This is a genomic window from Amycolatopsis benzoatilytica AK 16/65, assembly GCF_000383915.1.
Lineage (GTDB): Bacteria > Actinomycetota > Actinomycetes > Mycobacteriales > Pseudonocardiaceae > Amycolatopsis > Amycolatopsis benzoatilytica.
The window spans coordinates 2,015,166-2,034,928 of the sequence record NZ_KB912942.1 but is presented as its reverse complement, the minus strand read 5'-3'; the positions used below and the strand labels follow the sequence as shown (position 1 = coordinate 2,034,928).

The window sequence follows — 19,763 nt, the reverse complement described above, 5'->3', positions numbered from 1 at the left end:
CGGACCCGGGTCCCGCGCCCGGCGTCCAGGTCCGCCTCGACCAGACCAACTCAAGAAATTCGTCGACGAGAACGCGAAAGGAAGACGCTGGTACTGGAAGCGCGCGAGCCGGGCACCTGAGTTTACCGGGACGTCCAAAACCACTGCGACGCAACGGAATATCGTGCTCGGGTCCAGCATGGCGGACAGCCGAGCCGAAGCCCGGCCCGGCGAGTCTCAGACATCGTCTGGAAGCGACAAGGGGGTGAACGACGCCAGGTGGGCTTCAGGCCTTCGGCTCGGATGTCGCCGGTGCGAGATGCCGGACGAACCAGTCACGGGCGAGCGCGGCGACCGCGTCGAGCGCGCCGGGTTCCTCGAACAGGTGGGTCGCGCCGGGCACGACGGCGAGCTGGCACTCGCAGTGCAGAGCAGCCTTGGCGCGCTGGTTGAGATCCAGCACGAGGTCGTCGTGCCCGCCGACGATCAGCAGAGTGGGAGTGGTGACGGCGGCGAGGCGGCGGGCAGCCAGATCGGGCCTGCCGCCCCGGGACACGACGGCGTGCACGTCGACCTGCGGGTCGGCGGCGGCCCACAGCGCCGCCCCGGCACCGGTGCTGGCCCCGAAATACCCGATCGGGAGGGACATGGCGTCCGGCTGAGTCGCCAGCCAGCGGGTGACCTCGACCAGCCGGTGCGCGAGCAACTCGATGTCGAAGACGCGGGCACGGTGGAGTTCTTCGCTGTCGGTGAGCAGGTCGAACAGCAACGTGCCGAGCCCGGCGCGGTTGAGGATCGCGGCGACATGCCGGTTGCGGGGGCTGTGGCGGCTGCTGCCGCTGCCATGGGCGAAGACGACCAAGCCGACCGGGTTCTCCGGAATGGTCAGATGCCCGGCCAGCCGCACCTGGCCGGCCTGCACTTCGATCTCGTCGTCGCGGATCGGCGGATCGTCGGCTGCCGCGACTGCTGGTTGCGGAAAACGCTCCGCCGCGCGCAGCAGGGCGGCGACGTCATCGTCGGAGGTCTGCCGGAAGTCCCGGTACCACTGACCGACAGCCAGGAACCAGACCGGCGTTTCCAGGCAGATCACGCTGTCCGCGTCAGCGCGCAGCGATTGGATCGCGTCGGCGGCGCCCACCGGCACGGCCAGGATCACGCGGGCCGCGCCCTGCGCTCGCGCGACCTGGCAGGCGGCGCGGGCAGTGGATCCGGTCGCCACCCCGTCGTCGACGATGAGCGCCGTCCGGCCGGTCAGGGATACCCGGTCTCGCCCGGCCCGGAATTTCTCCACCCGCCGGCGCAACTCGCCGCGCTCGGCCCGTTCGACGGCGGCCAGTTCCTCGGCGCTCACCTGGGTCCGGTGCATGACCTCGTCGTTGACGACGCGGACGTCGCCTTCGCCGATGGCTCCCAGCGCCAGCTCGGGCTGATAAGGCACGCCGAGCTTGCGCACGACGATCACGTCGAGCGGGGCGTCGAGTGCCCGCGCGACCTCGAACGCCACCGGCACCCCGCCCCGGGGCAGCCCCAGTACCACGACGTCCTCGCCGCGGAAGCCGTCGAGACGCTCCCCCAGCCGCCGGCCCGCTTCGGTGCGATCAGTGAAGGGCATCGCCAACCTCCCGTCCCGGCCTCGCTCCACCCGACGAATACCTGCCGAGCCTGCGATGGGATCACCCGCGTTCGCAGAGGCGACCGTCGCTGTTTCGAGGACTTTGGTCGCTAGCTCGCGGGCCATGGAGGCGTCGAGAGTGGCCTGGTGAACGGCCGAGGGCGGGTGTTCGACGCCGTCGTGCTGGGACCGGACAGGCACTGCCCGGCACCAGTACGGCGGCGGATCGCCGCGCTGCGCAGGCTGGGAGTCGCTGTCGTGGCAACGCAGCCGCAGCTGGCAGCGCACGGCATCGGCGCCGGGCAGGCGCTGACGCTCGACGGGGTCCGCGACGACGGGGCTGAGCTGTGCCGTGTCCTGGACGAGGAGCTGCGCCGCCGCCGGCGCGGCCGGGTCCCCGTGCGGTACGACGATCCGGCGTGGACGCTGGTCGAGACCGGCCTGGATCCCCTGCGCCATCGGGTGGTCGAGGCGTTGTTCACGGTGGGCTCAGGTCGATGCGCGACCCGTGGCGCGGTGGAAGAGCCAACGGCGGGCTCAGTGCCCTTGACACTGGTCTCCGGCGTGTACGTCCGCGGTGCCGCGGACGAGCACCTGCTGCCGGCACCGGACTGGACGGGTTTGCAGATCACGCCGTCCGTCACGGCCGACCGCCACGTGCTCGACCTTCACGCGGGTGTACTGGTGCGTGAAGAGTCCGATGCGGACCATCCGGTGCGGACCCTGCGGTTCGCCAGTGTCACGCGTTCGGGAGTGGTCGCCCTGCGGGCCGAAGGGGGCATTGGGCGGGTGCGGGCGGGAACACCCTTGCGACCGCCTCCCGGCGCGCGGACGGCCGAGGGCGAGCAGGGGCGCTACCGGTGGGTACAGGTGTCCGGCGAGTCCGGCGTCACCGCGGTCGCGGCCCAGCGGCAGCGCCGCGACGGGGACGTGCGCACCGTGGAACGGCTGGTCGCCATCGTCTCCGGAAAGCACGCCCCGCCACCGGGGAAGGCGGCAGGGACGCTCGCCGCCGTCGAGGACCTCGGCTTCGACCGGCTGCTCGCTGAGCATCGGGCCGCGTGGGCGCACCGATGGGCGAGCGTGAACGTCGAGATCCCCGGCGATCCGGAACTGGAGCTGGCGGCCCGGTTCGCGCTGTTTCAGCTGTGGTGCAACGTCGGAGGCCGCCGCGAGGCCGCGGTGGGTGCGCGCGGCGTGTCCGGCGCGGGCTATGCCGGGCACGTGTTCTGGGACGCCGACGTGTTCGTGCTGCCGGCGGTGGCGAGCATGGATCCGCGACTGGCCAAGGCGATGGTGGCCTACCGCGCGCACCGCCTGCCTGCCGCACGCCTCGCGGCACGCGCGGCTGGCAGGCGCGGCGCCCGCTTCCCGTGGGAATCGGCCGCCGACGGCACCGACGTCACGCCGCGCTCCGGTCACCTCGGCGGCAGACCCGTGGAGATCACCACCGGGCGGCTGGAAGAACACATCACCGCCGACGTCGCGTGGGCGGCATGGCATTGCGCGGAATGGACCGGCGATCGCCGGTTCGCTCGCGCCCGGTTGCTGCCGCTGCTGGCCGAATCCGCCCGCTACTGGGCCTCGCGATGCCGCGTCGACACCGCCGGGACGGCACACATCGACACCGTCACCGGGCCCGACGAGTACCACGAATCGGTGTCCGACAACGCGTTCACCAACGTGCTTGCCCGGTGGAACCTGCACGCCGCGGCCCGCCTGGTGCCCGGCCTGGACGCCGGAGCCGGCCGGGAGGCGCCAGGCTGGTTCGCCCTCGCGGACGCACTCGTGGACGGGTACCAGGCCGAGACCGGCGTATACGAACAGTTCGCCGGGTACTTCGCGCTGAAGCCGACCCTCATCGCCGACGTGGCGAGCCCGCCGGTGGCCGCCGACGTGCTGTTCGGCCAGCAGTACGTCGCCGCCTCGCAGATCATCAAGCAACCGGACGTGCTGATGCTCCACCACATGGTGCCCGAGCAGGTCGCACCCGGCTCGCTGCGGCCCAACCTGGCTTTCTACGGCCCGCGCACCGCACACGGTTCCTCACTGTCCCCCGCGATCATGGCCGGCTTGCTGGCCAGAGCGGGCCAGCCGGACGAGGCCCTGCCGCTGCTGCGCACCGCACTGCGCCTCGACCTCGACGACCTGACCGGAACTACCTCCGCAGGCTTGCATCTGGCCACCATGGGCGGGGCCTGGCAGGCCCTGCTGTCCGGAATCGCGGGCGTGCAGGTCCGCGGCGCGACGCTGCGCCTCGCCCCGAACCTGCCAAGCTCGTGGCCTCGGCTCGGGGTGCGGTTCCGCTGCCTCGGAAGGCACATCCGGCTCGACATCACACCGGACGACGTCCGGATCCACACCGACGGCCTGCTGCGAGTGAGCCTGAACGGGCGGGAACACCTCCTGCCGGCCGGGCACACGCGGCTGGCCCGGCCCTGAGCGAGCACCGGAAGGAGAACCGAGCATGCGGACCGTGCTGGCGGTGCAGCACCAGGAACCAGCGGTACCGGTGGCCGAAGTCGCCGGAGCCATCGCTGACCTCCTGCACAGCTCAGTGTCCACAATAGACTATTTCGGAGCGGAGCCGGTGGTGGCGGTGCTTGCCGAGCTGGCCCGCCCGGACATCGTGCTCGGTGTCGTCGGCCGCGACGCGAGTGCCGGGAGCCAGGCCTGGCGCGTCGCCGCGGGTGCGGCCAAACCGGTCGTCGTCGTACCGCCGGCGTTCTCCCCCGGCCCTGCCGCGCCGCTGTCGCGAGTGCTTGTTCCCCTCGACGGCACCGAGGAATCCGCGGCGGCCGTCGCGGACACCATGCGCTTGTTCGCCGGCGCCGGACTCGAAGTCATCGTGCTCCACGTGTTCGACAAAACTACGGTGCCCGCGTTCTGGGACCAGGCCGCGCACGCGCGCCGCAGCTGGGAAACCGAATTTCGCGCCAGATTCTGCGCACCCGTCGACGCACGTATCGAACTCCGGAACGGCACTCCCGGCGAACACGTGGCGCGGGTGGCCGCCGACGAGCAGGTCGACCTCATCGCACTCGGCTGGTCACAGCGTCTGGACGAGGGCCGGGCCCGCACCGTGCGCAGCACGGTGCGGGAATCGACAGTTCCCGTCATGCTGGTCCCGCTGGCCAGCGAACGCGAGAGCCGGTGCGAACCGGGAAGATCCTGAGCAAGCCGGCCCGGCCAGGCCGACGGCGTCCTGTTCCGGCCGCCGCGGTCCGCCACCTGCCAGGAGTCAAGCCGCAGACACGGTGAGCGCGCCGCCAGCATCTCGCTGAACTGTGGTCCCGAACCGCACACTGACGCGTTCGAGCGTCGAGCGCAGCCAGTCCACGTCGCTGGACGACGCGTAGCGAAGCCGCATTTGCTTCGCTGCCAAGGGCACGAGGCGCAAGGAGACGAGTGTGCCGCTGCCGGGATCGAGCGTGGCGAAGTACAGCAACCGCAACTCGTCCCGGTATGCCTCGAAGCCGGTGATGCCTTCATAGTCGTTGATCAGGTCCCCGCAGCCGTAGAGGATCAGTTTCCCGCGATACACCTCGATCGGCCGTGGATGGTGTGAGGAGTGCCCGTACACGAGATCGGCGCCGGCGTCGATCAGCCGGTGCGCGAACCGGACCTCTGCCGACGCGATGGAGTAGCCCCAGTTGGAGCCCCAATGCAGGGACACGATTGCCAGATCGCCCGGTCGTTTCAGCGCGACGGCCCGCTCCGCCAGCGCCTCGGCGCTGCGATCCGACAGATCGGGAACGAAGGCCACGCCTGGACGCTGCTCCGTTGCGGCCCAGTCTCGCGGTATTCCGCTCGACTCCATCCCGCCCGCGGCGATCACCACCCGGCGCTCGCCCGGCGCGCCCACCGACACCGGACAGTGCGCCCGGCGGGCGTCCGGACCCGCACCCACCGCGGAGATCCGGGCCTTCGCCAGCGTGTCCAGAGTGTCGGCGAGTCCCCGGGCGCCGAAGTCCAGGACGTGGTTGTTGGCCAGCACGCACACATCCGGTCTGGCCACGGCCAGGCAGGCGAGGTTGTCCGGGTGCATGCGGTAGTGCACGGCTTTGCCGGGCGCGAACTGGCCGTCGCCGGTGATCGAAGTCTCGAGATTGATCAACCGCACGTCAGGCGCGTACTCGTCGAGCACCGCCAGCGCGTCCCCCCACGGCCAGGCAAACTCGACGGGTCGCGCGATCGGGCCGCTGGCCCGCTCGGCGAGAGTCACATAGGTGCGGGCGTCGGTCACCGCCCGTTCGCGCAGTGCCGGATCGCCTCGATGCGGCAGGATCTGGTCGATGCCGCGGCCGGTCATCACGTCGCCGCCGAGAAAAATGGTCGGATGGTGCGCGCTCACTGGATCACGCCTCTCGATGCGGCGGATGAGGCAGGTCGAAATCGTCGAGGCCGTCGATGCGTGCCTCGTCGGCCGTGACGTCGATGGTGATCAGGCGCTCGCCCATGGCGAGACCGCTGATGCGCAGCGGCAGATAGCGCTCCGGCAGCGCGGGCGCGAACCCCAGGCAGTGGCCGGGAAGGTGCGGTTCGAACCGCAATACGGTGCGCAGCAGGGACAGCGGGGCCGCGGCGGCCCATGCCTGCGGCGAGCACGAGGTGGGAAACGGGATCGGCGCGGGAAACTCCGCACGCGCGAAACCGCAGAACAGCTCGGGCAACCGGTGGTCGAAATGCGCGGCCGCGTCCACGATGGCCGTGACGACCCGCTGGGCGTGCTCGACGAACCCGTAGCGCATCAGCCCGGCGGCGCACAGGGCATTGTCGTGCGGCCACACGGATCCGTTGTGGTAGCTGAGCGGATTGTAGGCGCCCATCGAGGTCGCCAGCGTGCGAATGCCCCAGCCGCTGAACATCTGCGGCGAGAGCAGGTGCTCGGCCACGGCGGGCGCTTTGTCCTCGTCGATGATCCCGGTCCACAGGCAGTGCCCGATGTTGGAGGTGAGCGAGTCGACCGGGTGTTTGGCGGCGTCGAGCCCGAGGGCGAACCAGCCGCGGTCGGGAAGCCAGAACTGGTCGTTGAAGGCACGTTTGAGCGCGTCGGCCTTGCCCCGCCAGTGCCGGGCGACGGCGGTGTCGCCGGCGAGGTGGGCGCGGGCGAGGTAGGCGGCGTAGACGTAGCCCTGCACCTCGGCGAGCGCGATCGGAGGTTGCGCGAGCCGTCCGTCGGCGTAGGTGATGCCGTCCCAGGAGTCCTTCCATCCCTGGTTGACCAAGCCCTGATCGCTGGCGCGCTGGTATTCGACGAACCCGTCGCCGTCGGCGTCCCCGTAGCGCTCGATCCAGTCCAGCGCCCGGTCGGCGTGCGGCAGCAACGACTCGATCTCCGCCCGGTCCACGCCCCACCGGTGCAGTTCGGCCAGCAGCATGACGAACAAAGGGGTCGCATCGGCTGTGCCGTAGTAGGCGTTGCCGCCGCCGAGGGCGAGTGCCGCGGTCGGGCCGAACCGCATTTCGTGCAGGATCCGCCCGGGTTGTTCCTCGGTGGCCGGGTTGACGGCAGTGCCCTGGTGGGCGGCCAGGGTTTGCAGGGTGCCCAGTGCGAGGCGGTGATCCAGCGGGAGCAGCATCCAGGACGTCAGCAGCGAGTCGCGTCCGAACAGGGCCATGAACCAGGGTGCGCCGGCGGCGACGACCGCACGGTCTGGATGCTCGGGATCGACGATGCGCAGCGAGCCGAGGTCTTCCACGCTGCGCCGCAGGACCTCGGCCAGGTCGGCGTCCGCGGTGGTGAGCTCGGGACCGCGATCCCGCCATTCCCGCAAGCTCCTGGCCGGCAGGGTGTGTTCGAGCGGCACCCCGCAGGGGTGGCGCAGCCGCAGCGTGCTCTCGCCGTCGACGACATGGACCTCCAGGCAGGTCTGCCATCGGCCGCGCGGTGGCACCGACACTCGCCACGTGATCGTGGACCCGTTGACGGCGGCGCCGCGCTGGGGCACGATCCGCACGGCTTGCGCCCGGCTGGAACGCTGGCGGGCGAACGTGAGCGTGCTGCGATCGGTGCTGGTCACCACGTCGCCGGCAGGGTTCGCCCGGCCTTCCTTGACCTCGAACAGGTCCGCGAAATCGGCGGCGGCGACGACGCTGATCGTGCACGCGGCGGTGGAGCGACCGTAGTTGCGCACCGCGATATCGGCGCGCATTCCGTCACCGACGTAGAGGCTCTGCGACACCAGCAGCGTGCTGTCGGCCTGCCCCGGCGCGGGCGCCACCCGGCTGAGAAAGGTCGCGCCGTACGGCTCGCTGGACTGCGTAGTCAGCGGCTCGGGCATCGCCCCGTCGATGCGCAGCTCCCAGCGGGACAGGACCCGGGTATCGCGCACGAACACCCCGTGCGCGTAACCCGGCGATATCCGGCCGGCGTGGTCGGTGATGGCGAAGGTCGATCCCTCGATCACCGTGACCGCCCTGTCCGGTTGGCCCCGGTCGACCGGTCCGCCCGTCGACGCCCACGGCGAAGTCACCGCGTGAACTCCGCACAGCCGGAGTGCTTGGTCACGACGGCGCCGTAGAGCCGTTCATGATCGGCGGCCATCCGCTCGCGCGAAAACCGGCGCACGGCCGCGCTGCGGCACTGGTCGCGGTCCAGATCCGCGATCTTGTCCAACGCGATGACCATGTCCTCCGCATCGGCACAGAGGAATCCGGTCCTGCCGTGCTCGACGATCTCCGGTGCCGCCCCGCGGGAAAACGACAGCACCGGAGTGGCGCAGGCGAGCGCTTCGGCCATGACCAGACCGAACGGTTCGGGCCAGCGGATCGGGTTGATCAGCGCTTCGGCGTGCCGCATCAACTCGATGACCTGGCTCACCGGCCGCTCCAGGGGAAGCTCGTCGTCGGGGCCCAGCAAGGGACGCACCTGCTGATCGAAATAGGCCTTCTCGTCCATGCTGCGCATTTTCGTGGCGATGATCAGCCTGCGGCCCGCCCGGCGGGCGATCTCTACGGCGTCATGAACGCCCTTGTCCCGGCACATCCTGCCCACGAACAGCACGTAGTCGCCGCCACCCGGTCCAGACTGATACGCATCGAGGTCGATGCCGTGGTGGATCACCGCCGTGATGGGCACGTCACCGGCCGTGCGAGCCTGGGCGTGCGAGATCGACACCACCGCGGCACGCCGGGCGATCCGCGCGAAGACCGGGCGGGTCACCTCGCTGAACAGGTTGTGGTTGGTGGCCACCACCGGCGGCGTCTCGCGCCGGAGACGAGGGCCGATCAACGGTCCCAGCAACGTGTGATCATGAATGATGTCCATATCGGACAGTTCCTCGTAGGCGGCGAGCACATGCGCGGCCTCGGCGGCGCTGCTGTCCACGGGCTCCGCCGCGCGAGCGAAGAACGCCGTGCTGGCCACTGGGCAGGTGGATTCGGCCAGCGTGAACAGGTGCACGTCGTGGCCGCGATCCGCCAAACCCCGGGCCAGATCGTCGAGCACGGATTCGGTGCCCCCGTAAGCCGGCGGGGGCACCGGCAACCACGGCGGTGCGATCAGTCCGATGCGCACGGCCGGACACCCGATCTGGTCACCTCGTCGACACGCCGGACGCGGCCGAGTTCCAGATGCCAGCACACCCCGCATCGCGCACAACGGAAGTTCGCTCCGCCGTCCGACGCGATGGCCGCCAGCCGGGTCGAGCCGCAGTCGGGACAGCGCTCCAGAACTTCGAACGCGGCGCCGAAATTCAGGTTCGTCGTAAAGTTCGCCGTCATCCGGGCAGCAAAACACCCGGACCCGGGCAGGGAAAGAGACGAACGTCCTCGGCCCGCGACATTCGGCCCTCGACGGGTCCTCCCGCACCACCCGCGTGGTCACCGGACCCATTGCCGGCGACGAAATTCAAGACAAGCCATTCAGTCAGAAAAGTGCTTACCCAGAAAGATGTTCAGCCCTTGACCACGCCCAGCGGCACGAGGCGGGCGACCTTGCGGCACAGTCCAGCGCCTACGGCGGCGTCGACGACGGCGGTGATGTCCTTGTAGGCGGCGGGTGCTTCCTCGGCAAGCCCCGGCCAGGAGCTGCCGCGTACGGCGATGCCGCGGCGCTCGAGTTCGTCGCGCAGCTCAGGTCCGCGGACGGCGCGGGCAGCGGCGTGCCGGCTCTGGACGCGCCCGGCGCCGTGACAGCAAGACTCGAACGCCGGGTTGCCCGCCACGCCGGCGAGCACGTACGAGGCGGTGCCCATCGTGCCCGGGATCAGCACCGGCGCGCCGACCGGGGCGAGATCGGCGGGCAGGTCGGGGTGGCCGGGCGGCAACGCCTTGGTGGCGCCCTTGCGGTGCACGCAAAGTCGCCGCGGGCGCCCCTCGACGTGGTGGGACTCGAGGGTGGCGAGGTTGTGCGACACATCGCAGACGAGGTCGAGTGCCGCGCCGGCGTGCGCGTCGAAGGCGGCGCGGGTGGCTTCAGTGAGCAGTTGCCGGTTGGCGCGGGCGTAGTTCGTGGCAGCCGCCATCGCCGCGGCATAGGCCCGGCCTTCCGGCGAGTCGAACGGAACGCAGGCGAGTTGCCGGTCCGGCACTTGGATTCGGTAGCGGGGCATGGCTTGTTCCATCACGCGAAGGTGATCGGTGCAGATCTGGTGCCCCAGCCCCCGCGAACCGCAATGGATCATCACGCATACCTGGTCGGCGCGCAGCCCGAACGCGCGCGCGGCCGGTTCGTCGAACACTTCCGCGACGGCTTGGACTTCGAGGAAGTGGTTTCCCGAACCGAGGCTGCCGACCTGCGCGAGCCCGCGCTCGACCGCCCGCTCGCTCACCTGGCCGGGGTCCGCGCCGGGAACGACACCGCCGTCCTCGCACCGCGACAGATCCCGAGGCACCCCGTGTCCGGCCGCGACCGCGTAGGACGCGCCACCGGTCAGGATCTCGCGCAGCTGACGCGGCGACGCCAACGGCCACACGGCACCGCGGTGCATCCCGCGCGGAATCCGGTGCCCCAGCGTGTCCATCAATGCGCCGAAGCCTGGCGCGAGTGCGGCGCGGTCGAGATCGGCCGCCAGCAGCCGGACACCGCAGGAAATGTCGAATCCGACCCCGCCCGGCGAGACCACCCCGCCCTCGTCGACGTCGGTGGCGGCAACGCCGCCGATCGGGAATCCGTAGCCCCAGTGCACATCCGGCATCGCCAGCGACGCCCGCACGATGCCGGGCAGCGTCGCCACATTCGCCACCTGCAGCAACGACCTGTCCGCCGCGGGATCGGGCAGCAGGACCCGAGAGGCGAACACGATGCCTGGCACGCGCATCGGGCCGGTCCGTTCGATCCGGAACCGGTAGGGCGATTCTTCGACGATGTCGAGCGCCTGCTGCATGGCCATCCCTCACACATCGATCGTCGCCGTGGACCACCACTGGGCACCGCGGCGCTCGCACCGCAGTTCGTGCAGCGACACTGCCTTGGGCACCGCGCCCACTGCGACCAGGCCGCTCACGTCGACGGTGTGCAGCCGCAGCCGCAGACCGGCGGTTGTCGCCCAGACCTCGGTCGCCACCGGGACGCGGCCCGTGGTGTCCAGCAGGAAGATCACCTCGTCGAGCGCGCCCGCGAGCAGGTCGGCGTCGGTGTCGCGGGCGATAACGCACTCCACGGCGCTCGTGGCAGCCGGCAGCCGACTGCCGAGCAGGCTTTCCACCATCGCCGCTACCGCGTGGCCGATGCATTGCTCCCGCGTCGGCGCCCACGCCTCGATCCTCAGGTCGGCGGTGTGCTCCACTGTGCGATGGCCCTCGCCAGAGCCAGTCACGGTCTCTCCTCGGCGGGGGTGCTGAGCCCGAAGAGCACCGCGCCCCGGCCCCCGTGGTCGGCGATGCCCGGGAATGCGTGCGCTTCGATCGCGATGCGGATTTCTGCCGGAGCGAAAGAAGTCATGGGCCCGTGCTACGGCCGGTCGCGCGCCGTGGCCAGGGCCGAAGGGCACCCGTTGGGAGGCAAGGAGAGGACCTTGGGCTCTGCCCGGCGGCGCGCGGACCGCGCGACGCTGGCGACGCCCGGACAGCCGATCGCGCCGGGGCGGGCGTGCTGGCCAGGCTCGCGGCCACGATCGTCGCCGCAGGGTTGGTCGCGCTCGAACGGCCAGTGCTCAACCGGTGCCGCGCGGAGGTTCGGGCCGAGGACGGGCACCGCCGGCGGTCGGTTCCTGGCACCGCGCGACGGGAGGCATGAGCGAGATGAGCCGAGACGATCTGCGCATCGTGGCGGGACCCGCCAACCGGGTGCTGGCCGACACTGTGGCCAGGGAGCTGGGCGGCGAACCGGATCCCTCCGCCGTCGAGCGGTTCCCCGACGGGGAGCTTCGCCCCTGGGTGCGGGACGTGCACGGCGCGGACGTCTACGTGGTGCAGCCGACCGGCCCGGGCGGAGGCGATTCGATTGTCGCGCTCCTGCTGCTGCTCGACGCCTGCCACCGGGCCGGCGCCTCCCGCGTTACCGCGGTCGTCCCGTACTTCGGATACGCGCGCCAGGACCGCCGCCAGCATGGCGGGCAGGCCGTCGGCGCTCGGGTGATCGCCGACGCGCTCGCCACCGCGGGGGCCGAACGGCTGGTCGTGGTCGACCCGCACACGCCGGCTCTGGAAGCTCTGTGCGAGATCCCGGTCGAGATGGTGACCGCCGTCCCCGTGCTCGCCCACGGGCTGGCAGGCACTGGCGACGGCTTCGTCGTGGTCGCGCCTGACCTCGGCGCCGTCAAACTGGCCGAGCGCTACGCCGCGCTGCTCGACACCCCTGTCGCGATCGTCCGCAAACACCGCGAAAGCGGCTCAAGCGTGCACGCCAAAGAACTCATCGGCGACGTCGCCGACCGCCGGCCGATCATCGTCGACGACATGATCAGCACCGGCGGCACCATCGAGGCCGCCGCGGGCGTCCTGCTCGACCACGGCGCGATTCCCGAGATCGACGTCGCCGCCACGCACGGCCCCCTGGTGCCTTCGGCGATCCGCCGCCTGCACGCGCTGCCCATCCGGCGATTACTGGTCACCGACAGCGTGGCCCAGCACGACGCCTTCGCCGAGGTGCACACCATCGCGCCGCTGCTCACCGACACGATCCGCCGCCTGCACGAGGACAAACCTCTCGACGACCTCCTCATCCGCACCTGATCGGCCGCACCGTGCGGGAACCGCGTCGCGACCTGTCTGTCGACCTCTACCGCGTCCTGGCGGTGATCGTCGTCGTACTCGGTCATTGGCTCGCCGCGTCGCTCACCTACCGTGGCGGGCAGTTCGGGGATCAGAATGTGCTCGCCGGCCTGCCCTGGACGCAGTGGCTGACCCTGCTCTTCCAGGTCATTCCGGTGTTCTTCCTCGTCGCCGGCTACGGCAACGCCGCCTCCTGGAGCCGCTACGGCGACGCTCACCGCTGGGAGGACTGGATCCGGCGCCGAGTGACGGCGACCCTTGGACCCACCACGCTCTACGTGAGCGCGGTACTCGCCGCGGTCGCCGCAATCGAGCTGTCCGGGGCAGACCGGTCGCAGCTGGCCTACGGCGCGTCGGCGGTCGCGCTGCACCTGTGGTTCCTGCCCGTCTACCTCGTACTCGTATCGCTGACTCCGGCGATGCTGGCGGCCCAGCGCCGCTGGGGACTCGCGGCTCCGGCGGCGCTGACCGTCGCGGTCGCCGCGGTCGACGCCGCCACGCTCGGCGCCCACCTGCCCGTGCTCGGCTGGGCCAACTACCTGCTGGGCTGGGCGACCGTCTATCAACTCGGGGTGGCGTGGTTCAGCGGAACCTTGTCCGGCCCGCGACCGCTGTTGCTGACCGCGGGTGCGCTTGTCGCGCTGACCATTCTGGTCCGGCTGGAGCTCTACCCGCTCAGCATGGTCGCCGTGCCCGGCGCGCCAGTACGCAACACCTCGCCGCCCACCCTCGCGCTGCTCGCCTTCAGCGCGGCACAAGCCGGGCTGCTGCTCGCATTGGCGCCCGCGCTCGCCCGCAGACTGCGCACCTCACGCGGGCGACCGCTCCTGGCCACCGCCAACCGGAACGTGATGGCGCTTTACCTGTGGCACATGATCCCCGTCGTCTTCGTCGCGGCGGCCGTCTACCCGACGAGGCTCCTGCCCCAGCCAGCACTCGGCACCGCCGGCTGGTGGCTCGTCCGCATCCCATGGGTGGGGCTCCTGACCGCCGTCACCGTCGCCGGTCTGACGCTGTTCGGCCTGGCACACACCCGTTCCCGGCACCGGCGGCCTGCCCGGTCGTTCCGAGTTCCGCCGACGCTGGCCCGCCTGACGCTCCTTCTCGGCACCGCGACGGCGGCCTACGCGCTCTTCCGCTTCACCACGGCCGGATTCGCACCCGCCGGGCGATTCCCGCTGACCAGCACACTCCTCTACGCGACGGGCGCCGGCTTCGTCCATTTCACCCGCGCAGGCGGCAATGATCCGGTCGAGCGAACGAGAAGGGCCGTTCGTCACCGAGAATAGGGAAGGACGCCCGCATCCAGGCCCCGACCCTCGGCGGTTGCCTGAGGAGGCAGGCACACCCCACAACGACGAGGAGCGTCGGATGTCCACTGCGCTACAGCGAACCCGGACCATGTTGCCCGGACTGGCCGACTGGTTCGACACCGCTTGGCCGTTCGCCGACCACAACCTGGTCCGAATCGAAGAGTCCGCCGAGGGCGGCTCGTACACCGTGCGCGCTGAGCTTCCCGGATTCGACCCGGGCAAAGGCATCCACCTCACCGCCGAAGGCGGACACCTGACCATCGCGGCCGAACGCGAGGCCAGGACCGAGGAAAAGGGCCACAGCGAGTTCCACTACGGCTCGTTCCGCAGGACCGTCTCCCTGCCCGAAGGCGCCGACACCTCGAAGATCACCGCGAAATACGCCAACGGGATTCTCGAAGTGACAGTGCCTCTCCAGCAGAACAAGCCCGCCAAGCACATCGAGATCGTCAAGAGCTGAGCCCGATCAGCCGGCGGAACGAAGCGAGCGCAGACCGGCACGGATTTCACTGACCAGGATCTCTGGCTGTTCCAAGGCCGCGAAGTGCCCGCCGTGCTCCGCCTCGCCGTAGTGGATCAGATCGGCGTAGGTGTCTTCGATCCAGCTCCGCGGCAGGCGTGGGATGTCCCGCGGGAAGACAGTCACCGCGACCGGAAGCCTCACCTTCGGGCCGGCGAAAGTGAGCGATTTGTTCTCCCAATAGATGCGGCCGGACGATGCTGCGCTGTTGGTGAACCAGTACAGGGAAATCGCGTCGAGCATGTCGTCGACGCTGAGCGCGTCCTCGGCGAGCCCGTGGTTGTCGGTCTTGGACTGGAACTTCTCGTAGATCCAGGCGGCCTGGCCGGCAGGAGAGTCCGCCAGGGCGAATCCGACTGTCTCCGGCTTCGTGCCCTGAAGGTGGTTCGACCCGCCCAGTTCGCCGGTGTAGAGAGCGAGGGTCTCCACCGCGTGGCGCTGCTCGGGCGACAAGGCTTCGGGTATCTGCGCGGGAAAGGCGTACTGGGTGTTCAGGTGAATTCCGGCGAGCCCCTCCGGTCGCATGGCGCCGAGGGCGGTGGTGACGACCGCACCCCAATCGCCGCCTTGCGCGGCCCATCTCGAGTAGCCCAGACGCTTCATCAGCTCCGCCCATGCGCTCGCGATGCGCGAAACGGTCCACCCGGTCTGCGCGGGCTTCTGGGAGAACCCGAACCCGGGCAGTGACGGCACGACGACGTCGAATGAATCGGCGGCGTCCCCGCCGAACGAAACCGGGTCGGTCAGGGGGCCGATCAGCTTCAGGAACTCGACGATCGAGCCCGGCCATCCGTGCGTGAGCAGCAGCGGCATCGCCCGCGGGTTCCTGGACCGGACGTGGAGGAAGTGAATGTCCAGGCCATCGATCTCGGTCAGGAACTGGGGGAAGCGATTGAGCTGGGACTCCAAGCGCCGCCAGTCGTAGCCGCGTTCCCAGTAGGCGACCAGTGATCTGGCGTTCTCCAGGCGAACCCCTTGCGACCAGTCGCCCACCGTTTCCGGATCCGGCCATCGAGTTCTGGCCAGTCGCTGCCGCAGGTCGTCGATCTCGGAATCCGGGATCGAGACGGTGAAGGGGCGGACGGCGGTCGAGGACGGCGCTGGTGCGGTCATTGCCTTCTCCTGAACTTCGATGCGTGGCGCAGCTCGCCGTTGCACACTTGTGTGCAGCCTAGGTCACTGCACAGCGGTGTGCAACACTGGTGTCGTGCCCACCGAGTCCTCCCGCGTGCGCTCGATGAACGAGACGCGCGATCGCATCCTCGACGTAGCCCTCGACGTGCTGGGAGAGAACCCCGACGCCGGAATGGGCGAGATCGCCTCCGCCGCCGGCGTCGTCCGGCGCACCGTCTACGGCCATTTCCCGTCGCGCCTCGACCTGATCCGGACACTCACCGAACGGGCCGTCGCCGAGATGACGGCAGTGCTCGCCGAGGTCAACGCCTCCGGCGCGGACGCGGACGCGGCATGGGTCAAATTCATCGCCCGCGTCTGGCCGGTGGCGCACCGGTACCGGGTGCTGCTGGCGTTGCGCCGGGGCGAGTACGGCGAGGCGATCCACGGCTTGCTCGGTCCGGTCGACGAGCTTCTCGCCGACCTCGTGAAACGGGGCCAGGAAGCCGACGTGTTCGCACCGCACCTGCCGGCGGACATTCTGAGCCAGGTCGCCTACGGCACCGTGTTCGCGATCGCGGACAGCGACCTGCCGAGCGGGACCCCGGGAGCCCGTGCCGCGACGATCACCAGCCTGCTGATGCTGGGGGTTCCCGAGACGCGCGCAATCGCCCTCGTGGGCGACCAGCCCTGACTCGCAGCACTCGAGCAGCGCCGCGAATCGTCGTGGGCCCAACGCTTCCACCTCGCCTGACGGCGACGGAAAGACTCGCGCCCCGCGGCGCTCGATCAGAACTCCCGGGCAAGGCGCTTGCTCAGAGCGAGCCGATCACTCGGCATCGGTCGGCGATGCTGCGGCGGCTGACGTCGATGTCGAGGCTGAGCAGGTCGTGCCCATGGACGACGCCTTCCAGCACGTGCAGCTCGCACGGCACGCCTGCGCGCAGCAGTCGTTGTGCGTAGTCGATCGCTTCGTCCCGAAAGATGTCCAGCTCGCCGACTTCGACATATGCCGGAGCCAGGCCGGCGAAGTCCCGCAGCCGGGCCGGAGCCGCGGCGGGTGGAACCCGGTCGGTTCCGAAGTCGTCGCCGAGCACCGCCCGCCAGCACGTCCAGTTCCGGTCCCAATCCCAGGTGGCGTACGGGGCGAGCAACGGATCGGCGACCGTGTTGCGATCGTCGAGCATCGGGTACACGAGCAGCTGCCGCGCCAGCGGCACCGAACGGTCCCGGGCGAGAATCGCGGTTCCGGCCGCCACGCCCCCTCCCCCGCTGTCCCCCATCACGGCGAGTCGTGCCGGATCGATGCCGAACCGGCCCGCCTGGTCCCGTACCCAGCGCACGGTGTCGAAGCCGTCCTCGGCCAGCCGCGTCCCGCTCGATTCCGGCGCCAGCCGGTAATCCGGCACCGCGAACGGAACCCCGGTCTTGCCGACGTACTGCCGGACGAGGCCGTCGAACGCGTCCAGCCTGCCCGCGATCATTCCGCCACCGTGGAAGTACACCACGGCCGCGCCCTCGGGTGCCGACCCGGAATCCCTGGTGTACCAACGAACTTCGATCGAAGCACCGTCCGAGGTCGGCACCGCGCAGGTCCGCGCCGACACCCCGTTCGGCGGCGGCGGTGCCGCCGAAGCCATTGCCGCCTCGCACAATTGCCGCAGTTGCGCAGCATTTCCCTTTTCCAGCGGAGCTGGCGGCGCTGCCCGGCCGGAAGCCGCCAATTCGGCGTAAAGCTGAGCGATTTGCGGATCGATTCGTCCCATGAGCGGTGTCTCCTCTGCCAAGGTGAGCTGCGGGGCGCGTGCCGGGCTGACGCCCTCAGCCCGCCGGCCCGAGGCCGACCTGCCGAAAGACCGCACGGACCCGGTCGCGCAGTTCCTCGGCCGTGGGCGCGTCCGGGTAGAGCAAGATGCGGTAGAGAAGCGCGCCGAGGACGGCATCGGTCAACGCGTCGGGATCGGTGTCCGCGGGGAGCGAGCCCTGCTCGACGAGTTCGAGGACCCGCGCGTTCGCGCGCTGCCGGCGCGGCCAGAGATAGGTGTCCCAGAACGCGCGCAGCAGATCGGGATGGCTCGATGAGGTGCCGATCAGGCGCAGCACCAGCTGTTTCGAACGCGGATCAGCGGCCAGCCGGACCAAGTGCTCGACGATCGCGTCGAGCGGCAATCCGCGGCCCGAGGCCGCGGTGAAATCTTCGAACAGCGCGAACTCGTCGATTTCGCGGGCGTGATCGATGGCGGCCAGCAACAGTTCGTCCTTCGTCGCCCAACGCCGGTAGACGGTGAGCCGGGCGACGCCGGCGCGCTTGGCGATCTGCTCGACGCTCGCGCCCTCTGGACCTTGTTCGAGGAAAAGATCCAGCGCAGCTCGCAGAATCGCCCGGTCGGTGCTCGGATCGCGCGGCCGCCCGCGCGACCCGCTGCCAGTGGGAGGAGTCATGGCCTCGTCACCCGCCCCGGTGCCAGAGCCGCGTCCAGCCACCGTGTCAACTCGTCGATACCGGTGCCGCGCCAGGCCAGGTGAGCGTCCGGCCGCACCAGGCACACCTCCGGCAAACTCCCGGTTTCGGGTGCGAGCACCCGGACGTTTGCCTCGCCGAGCCGTTCCGACGCCACCCGCGCGCAGTCGCCGGCCGTGCCGCTGGCGAGCAACGCCCACCCCGCCTCCAGCCGGTCGTGCAGCCGGCCCCGCCTGCCGGCGGCGTCGCGGGTCCAGATGTTCGGCATTCGATCGCCCGCTCTCGGCCCGCCCAGCGCACGCACCCGCCGCGCCGGGGCAGCAGCCAGCGGCCCGTGCCGATAGCTGATGCCCAGCTGGGACGAAGCGCGCAGCAGCCGCCGCTGCACGATCGGCATGCGCAGCACAGGAGCCGTGGCCGCGAACAGCAACTGGACGGCGCGCTTCTCGGCAAAGCCGAGCTTCGTGCCGAAGCTGGTCGCCGCCAGCACCGACTTCGCGACCGGCCTCCGCTCGGCGGTGTAAGTGTCCAGCAAAGACTCCCCGGCACGCCCCGAAATGACCAGCGCCAGCTTGAACGCCAGGTTTTCCGCGTCCCCGATGCCGGTGTTGAGACCTTGCCCGCCGAGCGGGGAATGAATGTGCGCGGCATCCCCCGCGAGCAGCATCCGCCCGCTGCGATAGGAGTCGGCGAGCCTGCGGTGGAATCGGAAGACCGAGGTCCACTCCGCGCCCTTGACGCGCAGCTGCGTGAATCCGGCCCGCTCGACGGCGAGCCGGGACAGCAACCGCAGGATCTCCGCCTCGTCCGGTTCGGAGCCCATTCCGTCCGGAGCGGGCGCCATCAGCCGCCACAGATCGCCGTCCGGGTGCGGCAAGGGCATTGCCACGAACTGTCCGCCGGTGCCGAGGAACGTCCCAGCAGCGCCGGCCCGCTCAAGATGCACATCCGCGAGCAGAAACCGTTCCAGCACCGAAGCGCCGGGGAACCCGATGCCTGCGCTCTTGCGGACCTGGCTGTGTGCGCCGTCGCAGCCGATCGCCCAAGCCGCATGCAGTCGTTCGCCGCCAGCGAGCTCGACGTCCACCCCGTCCGCGTCCTGAACGAGCGACCGCACCGCGACGCCCCATTCGACCGAACCACCGAGCTCGGCCAGCCGCGCGCGCAACCGCGCCTCTACCTCCGTCTGCGGGATCCACAGCATCCGCGGCCCGTCCGACCCCAGCGCCGCGCCTACGTCGACCACCTTCCGGCCCGCCACATGGATCCCGGTCGCCCGGATGTCGACAGCCCGCTGCGGCAAGCCGTCGAATGCGCCGAGCCGCCGCAGCACCTCTTGACCGCGCGGCTGCAACCCCAACGCACGCGACGTCGCCGCCGGGCCTGCCGCGCTGTCCACCACGCGGACCGGCACGCCCTGGACAAGCAACCCGCAAGCCAGGGACAGACCAGTCGGCCCAGCCCCGACCACCAGCACCGTCATCACACTGCCACCTCCCATCTTTTATTAACAGTACAGTACTGTTAATAAAATAGCTCGCACTGGCTTCCGCGCAACCGGCCGTCTCCGGCGTCGCGGCCGCGGCGACGCGACCAGAGCCGTGC

17 protein-coding genes are annotated in these 19,763 nt (G+C 70.4%); 6 read left to right on the top strand and 11 right to left on the bottom strand.

Annotation, left to right across the window (positions count from 1 at the left end; translation table 11 throughout):
• Positions 1-265: 265 nt before the first annotated feature.
• Complete coding sequence (locus AMYBE_RS0109625) at positions 266-1,594, bottom strand: phosphoribosyltransferase family protein (protein ID WP_020659159.1); 1,329 nt, start codon at positions 1,592-1,594, stop codon at positions 266-268.
• Positions 1,595-1,741: 147 nt separating this feature from the next.
• Between AMYBE_RS0109625 and AMYBE_RS0109620 the strand changes: the two genes are divergently transcribed.
• Positions 1,742-4,036 carry a glycosyl hydrolase family 65 domain-containing protein gene (locus AMYBE_RS0109620; RefSeq protein WP_154676154.1) on the top strand — a complete coding sequence of 765 codons (2,295 nt, stop codon included), beginning with the start codon at positions 1,742-1,744 and terminating at the stop codon, positions 4,034-4,036.
• A gap of 25 nt (positions 4,037-4,061) precedes the next feature.
• A complete protein-coding gene (locus AMYBE_RS0109615; protein WP_020659157.1) occupies positions 4,062-4,769 on the top strand; it encodes a universal stress protein in 708 nt (235 codons plus the stop codon).
• Between the two features lie 66 nt (positions 4,770-4,835).
• On the opposite strand, the gene AMYBE_RS0109610 is transcribed toward AMYBE_RS0109615, so the two are convergent.
• From AMYBE_RS0109610 to AMYBE_RS46625, 6 genes are all read right to left on the bottom strand, one after another.
• On the bottom strand, positions 4,836-5,948 hold the full coding sequence (locus AMYBE_RS0109610) for a CapA family protein (protein WP_020659156.1): 1,113 nt from the start codon (positions 5,946-5,948) through the stop codon (positions 4,836-4,838).
• A 4-nt stretch (positions 5,949-5,952) separates the two neighbouring features.
• A complete protein-coding gene (locus AMYBE_RS0109605) occupies positions 5,953-8,070 on the bottom strand; it encodes an amylo-alpha-1,6-glucosidase (RefSeq protein WP_020659155.1) in 2,118 nt (705 codons plus the stop codon).
• A complete protein-coding gene (locus tag AMYBE_RS0109600; RefSeq protein ID WP_425386942.1) occupies positions 8,067-9,077 on the bottom strand; it encodes a glycosyltransferase family 4 protein in 1,011 nt (336 codons plus the stop codon). Before AMYBE_RS0109600 ends, AMYBE_RS0109605 begins: the two co-directional genes overlap by 4 nt.
• 415 nt (positions 9,078-9,492) lie before the next feature.
• Positions 9,493-10,929 carry an RtcB family protein gene (locus tag AMYBE_RS0109590; protein ID WP_020659152.1) on the bottom strand — a complete coding sequence of 479 codons (1,437 nt, stop codon included), beginning with the start codon at positions 10,927-10,929 and terminating at the stop codon, positions 9,493-9,495.
• A gap of 3 nt (positions 10,930-10,932) precedes the next feature.
• Positions 10,933-11,355: an archease gene (locus AMYBE_RS41320; RefSeq protein WP_020659151.1), complete on the bottom strand. Its 423-nt coding sequence runs from the start codon at positions 11,353-11,355 to the stop codon at positions 10,933-10,935.
• The gene (locus tag AMYBE_RS46625) at positions 11,352-11,480 is read right to left on the bottom strand and encodes a hypothetical protein (RefSeq protein WP_020659150.1); all 129 of its coding nucleotides are present in this window, start codon (positions 11,478-11,480) and stop codon (positions 11,352-11,354) included. Before AMYBE_RS46625 ends, AMYBE_RS41320 begins: the two co-directional genes overlap by 4 nt.
• A gap of 290 nt (positions 11,481-11,770) precedes the next feature.
• On the opposite strand from AMYBE_RS46625, the gene AMYBE_RS0109575 reads away from it, so the two are divergent.
• From AMYBE_RS0109575 to AMYBE_RS0109565, 3 genes are all read left to right on the top strand, one after another.
• The gene (locus tag AMYBE_RS0109575; RefSeq protein ID WP_020659149.1) at positions 11,771-12,712 is read left to right on the top strand and encodes a ribose-phosphate diphosphokinase; all 942 of its coding nucleotides are present in this window, start codon (positions 11,771-11,773) and stop codon (positions 12,710-12,712) included.
• Between the two features lie 11 nt (positions 12,713-12,723).
• Complete coding sequence (locus AMYBE_RS0109570) at positions 12,724-14,040, top strand: acyltransferase family protein (RefSeq protein WP_020659148.1); 1,317 nt, start codon at positions 12,724-12,726, stop codon at positions 14,038-14,040.
• An 82-nt stretch (positions 14,041-14,122) separates the two neighbouring features.
• The gene (locus tag AMYBE_RS0109565) at positions 14,123-14,524 is read left to right on the top strand and encodes an Hsp20/alpha crystallin family protein (RefSeq protein WP_020659147.1); all 402 of its coding nucleotides are present in this window, start codon (positions 14,123-14,125) and stop codon (positions 14,522-14,524) included.
• 6 nt (positions 14,525-14,530) lie between these two features.
• Here the strand turns inward: AMYBE_RS0109565 and AMYBE_RS0109560 are convergent, their stop codons facing one another.
• Entirely contained in the window at positions 14,531-15,697 is a 1,167-nt protein-coding gene (locus AMYBE_RS0109560; protein WP_020659146.1) for an epoxide hydrolase family protein, read from the bottom strand.
• 94 nt (positions 15,698-15,791) lie between these two features.
• On the opposite strand from AMYBE_RS0109560, the gene AMYBE_RS0109555 reads away from it, so the two are divergent.
• Positions 15,792-16,391 (top strand): TetR/AcrR family transcriptional regulator, encoded by a 600-nt coding sequence (locus tag AMYBE_RS0109555; RefSeq protein ID WP_027927518.1) that lies wholly within the window; start codon positions 15,792-15,794, stop codon positions 16,389-16,391.
• Positions 16,392-16,512: 121 nt separating this feature from the next.
• On the opposite strand, the gene AMYBE_RS0109550 is transcribed toward AMYBE_RS0109555, so the two are convergent.
• The 3 genes from AMYBE_RS0109550 to AMYBE_RS0109540 are packed head-to-tail and all read right to left on the bottom strand — an operon-like array spanning position 16,513 to position 19,641.
• A complete protein-coding gene (locus tag AMYBE_RS0109550) occupies positions 16,513-17,463 on the bottom strand; it encodes an alpha/beta hydrolase (protein ID WP_020659144.1) in 951 nt (316 codons plus the stop codon).
• 55 nt (positions 17,464-17,518) lie between these two features.
• Complete coding sequence (locus AMYBE_RS46620) at positions 17,519-18,139, bottom strand: TetR/AcrR family transcriptional regulator (RefSeq protein ID WP_020659143.1); 621 nt, start codon at positions 18,137-18,139, stop codon at positions 17,519-17,521.
• A complete protein-coding gene (locus AMYBE_RS0109540; RefSeq protein ID WP_020659142.1) occupies positions 18,136-19,641 on the bottom strand; it encodes an FAD-dependent monooxygenase in 1,506 nt (501 codons plus the stop codon). The genes AMYBE_RS46620 and AMYBE_RS0109540 overlap by 4 nt, the downstream gene beginning before the upstream one ends.
• Positions 19,642-19,763 lie beyond the last annotated feature (122 nt).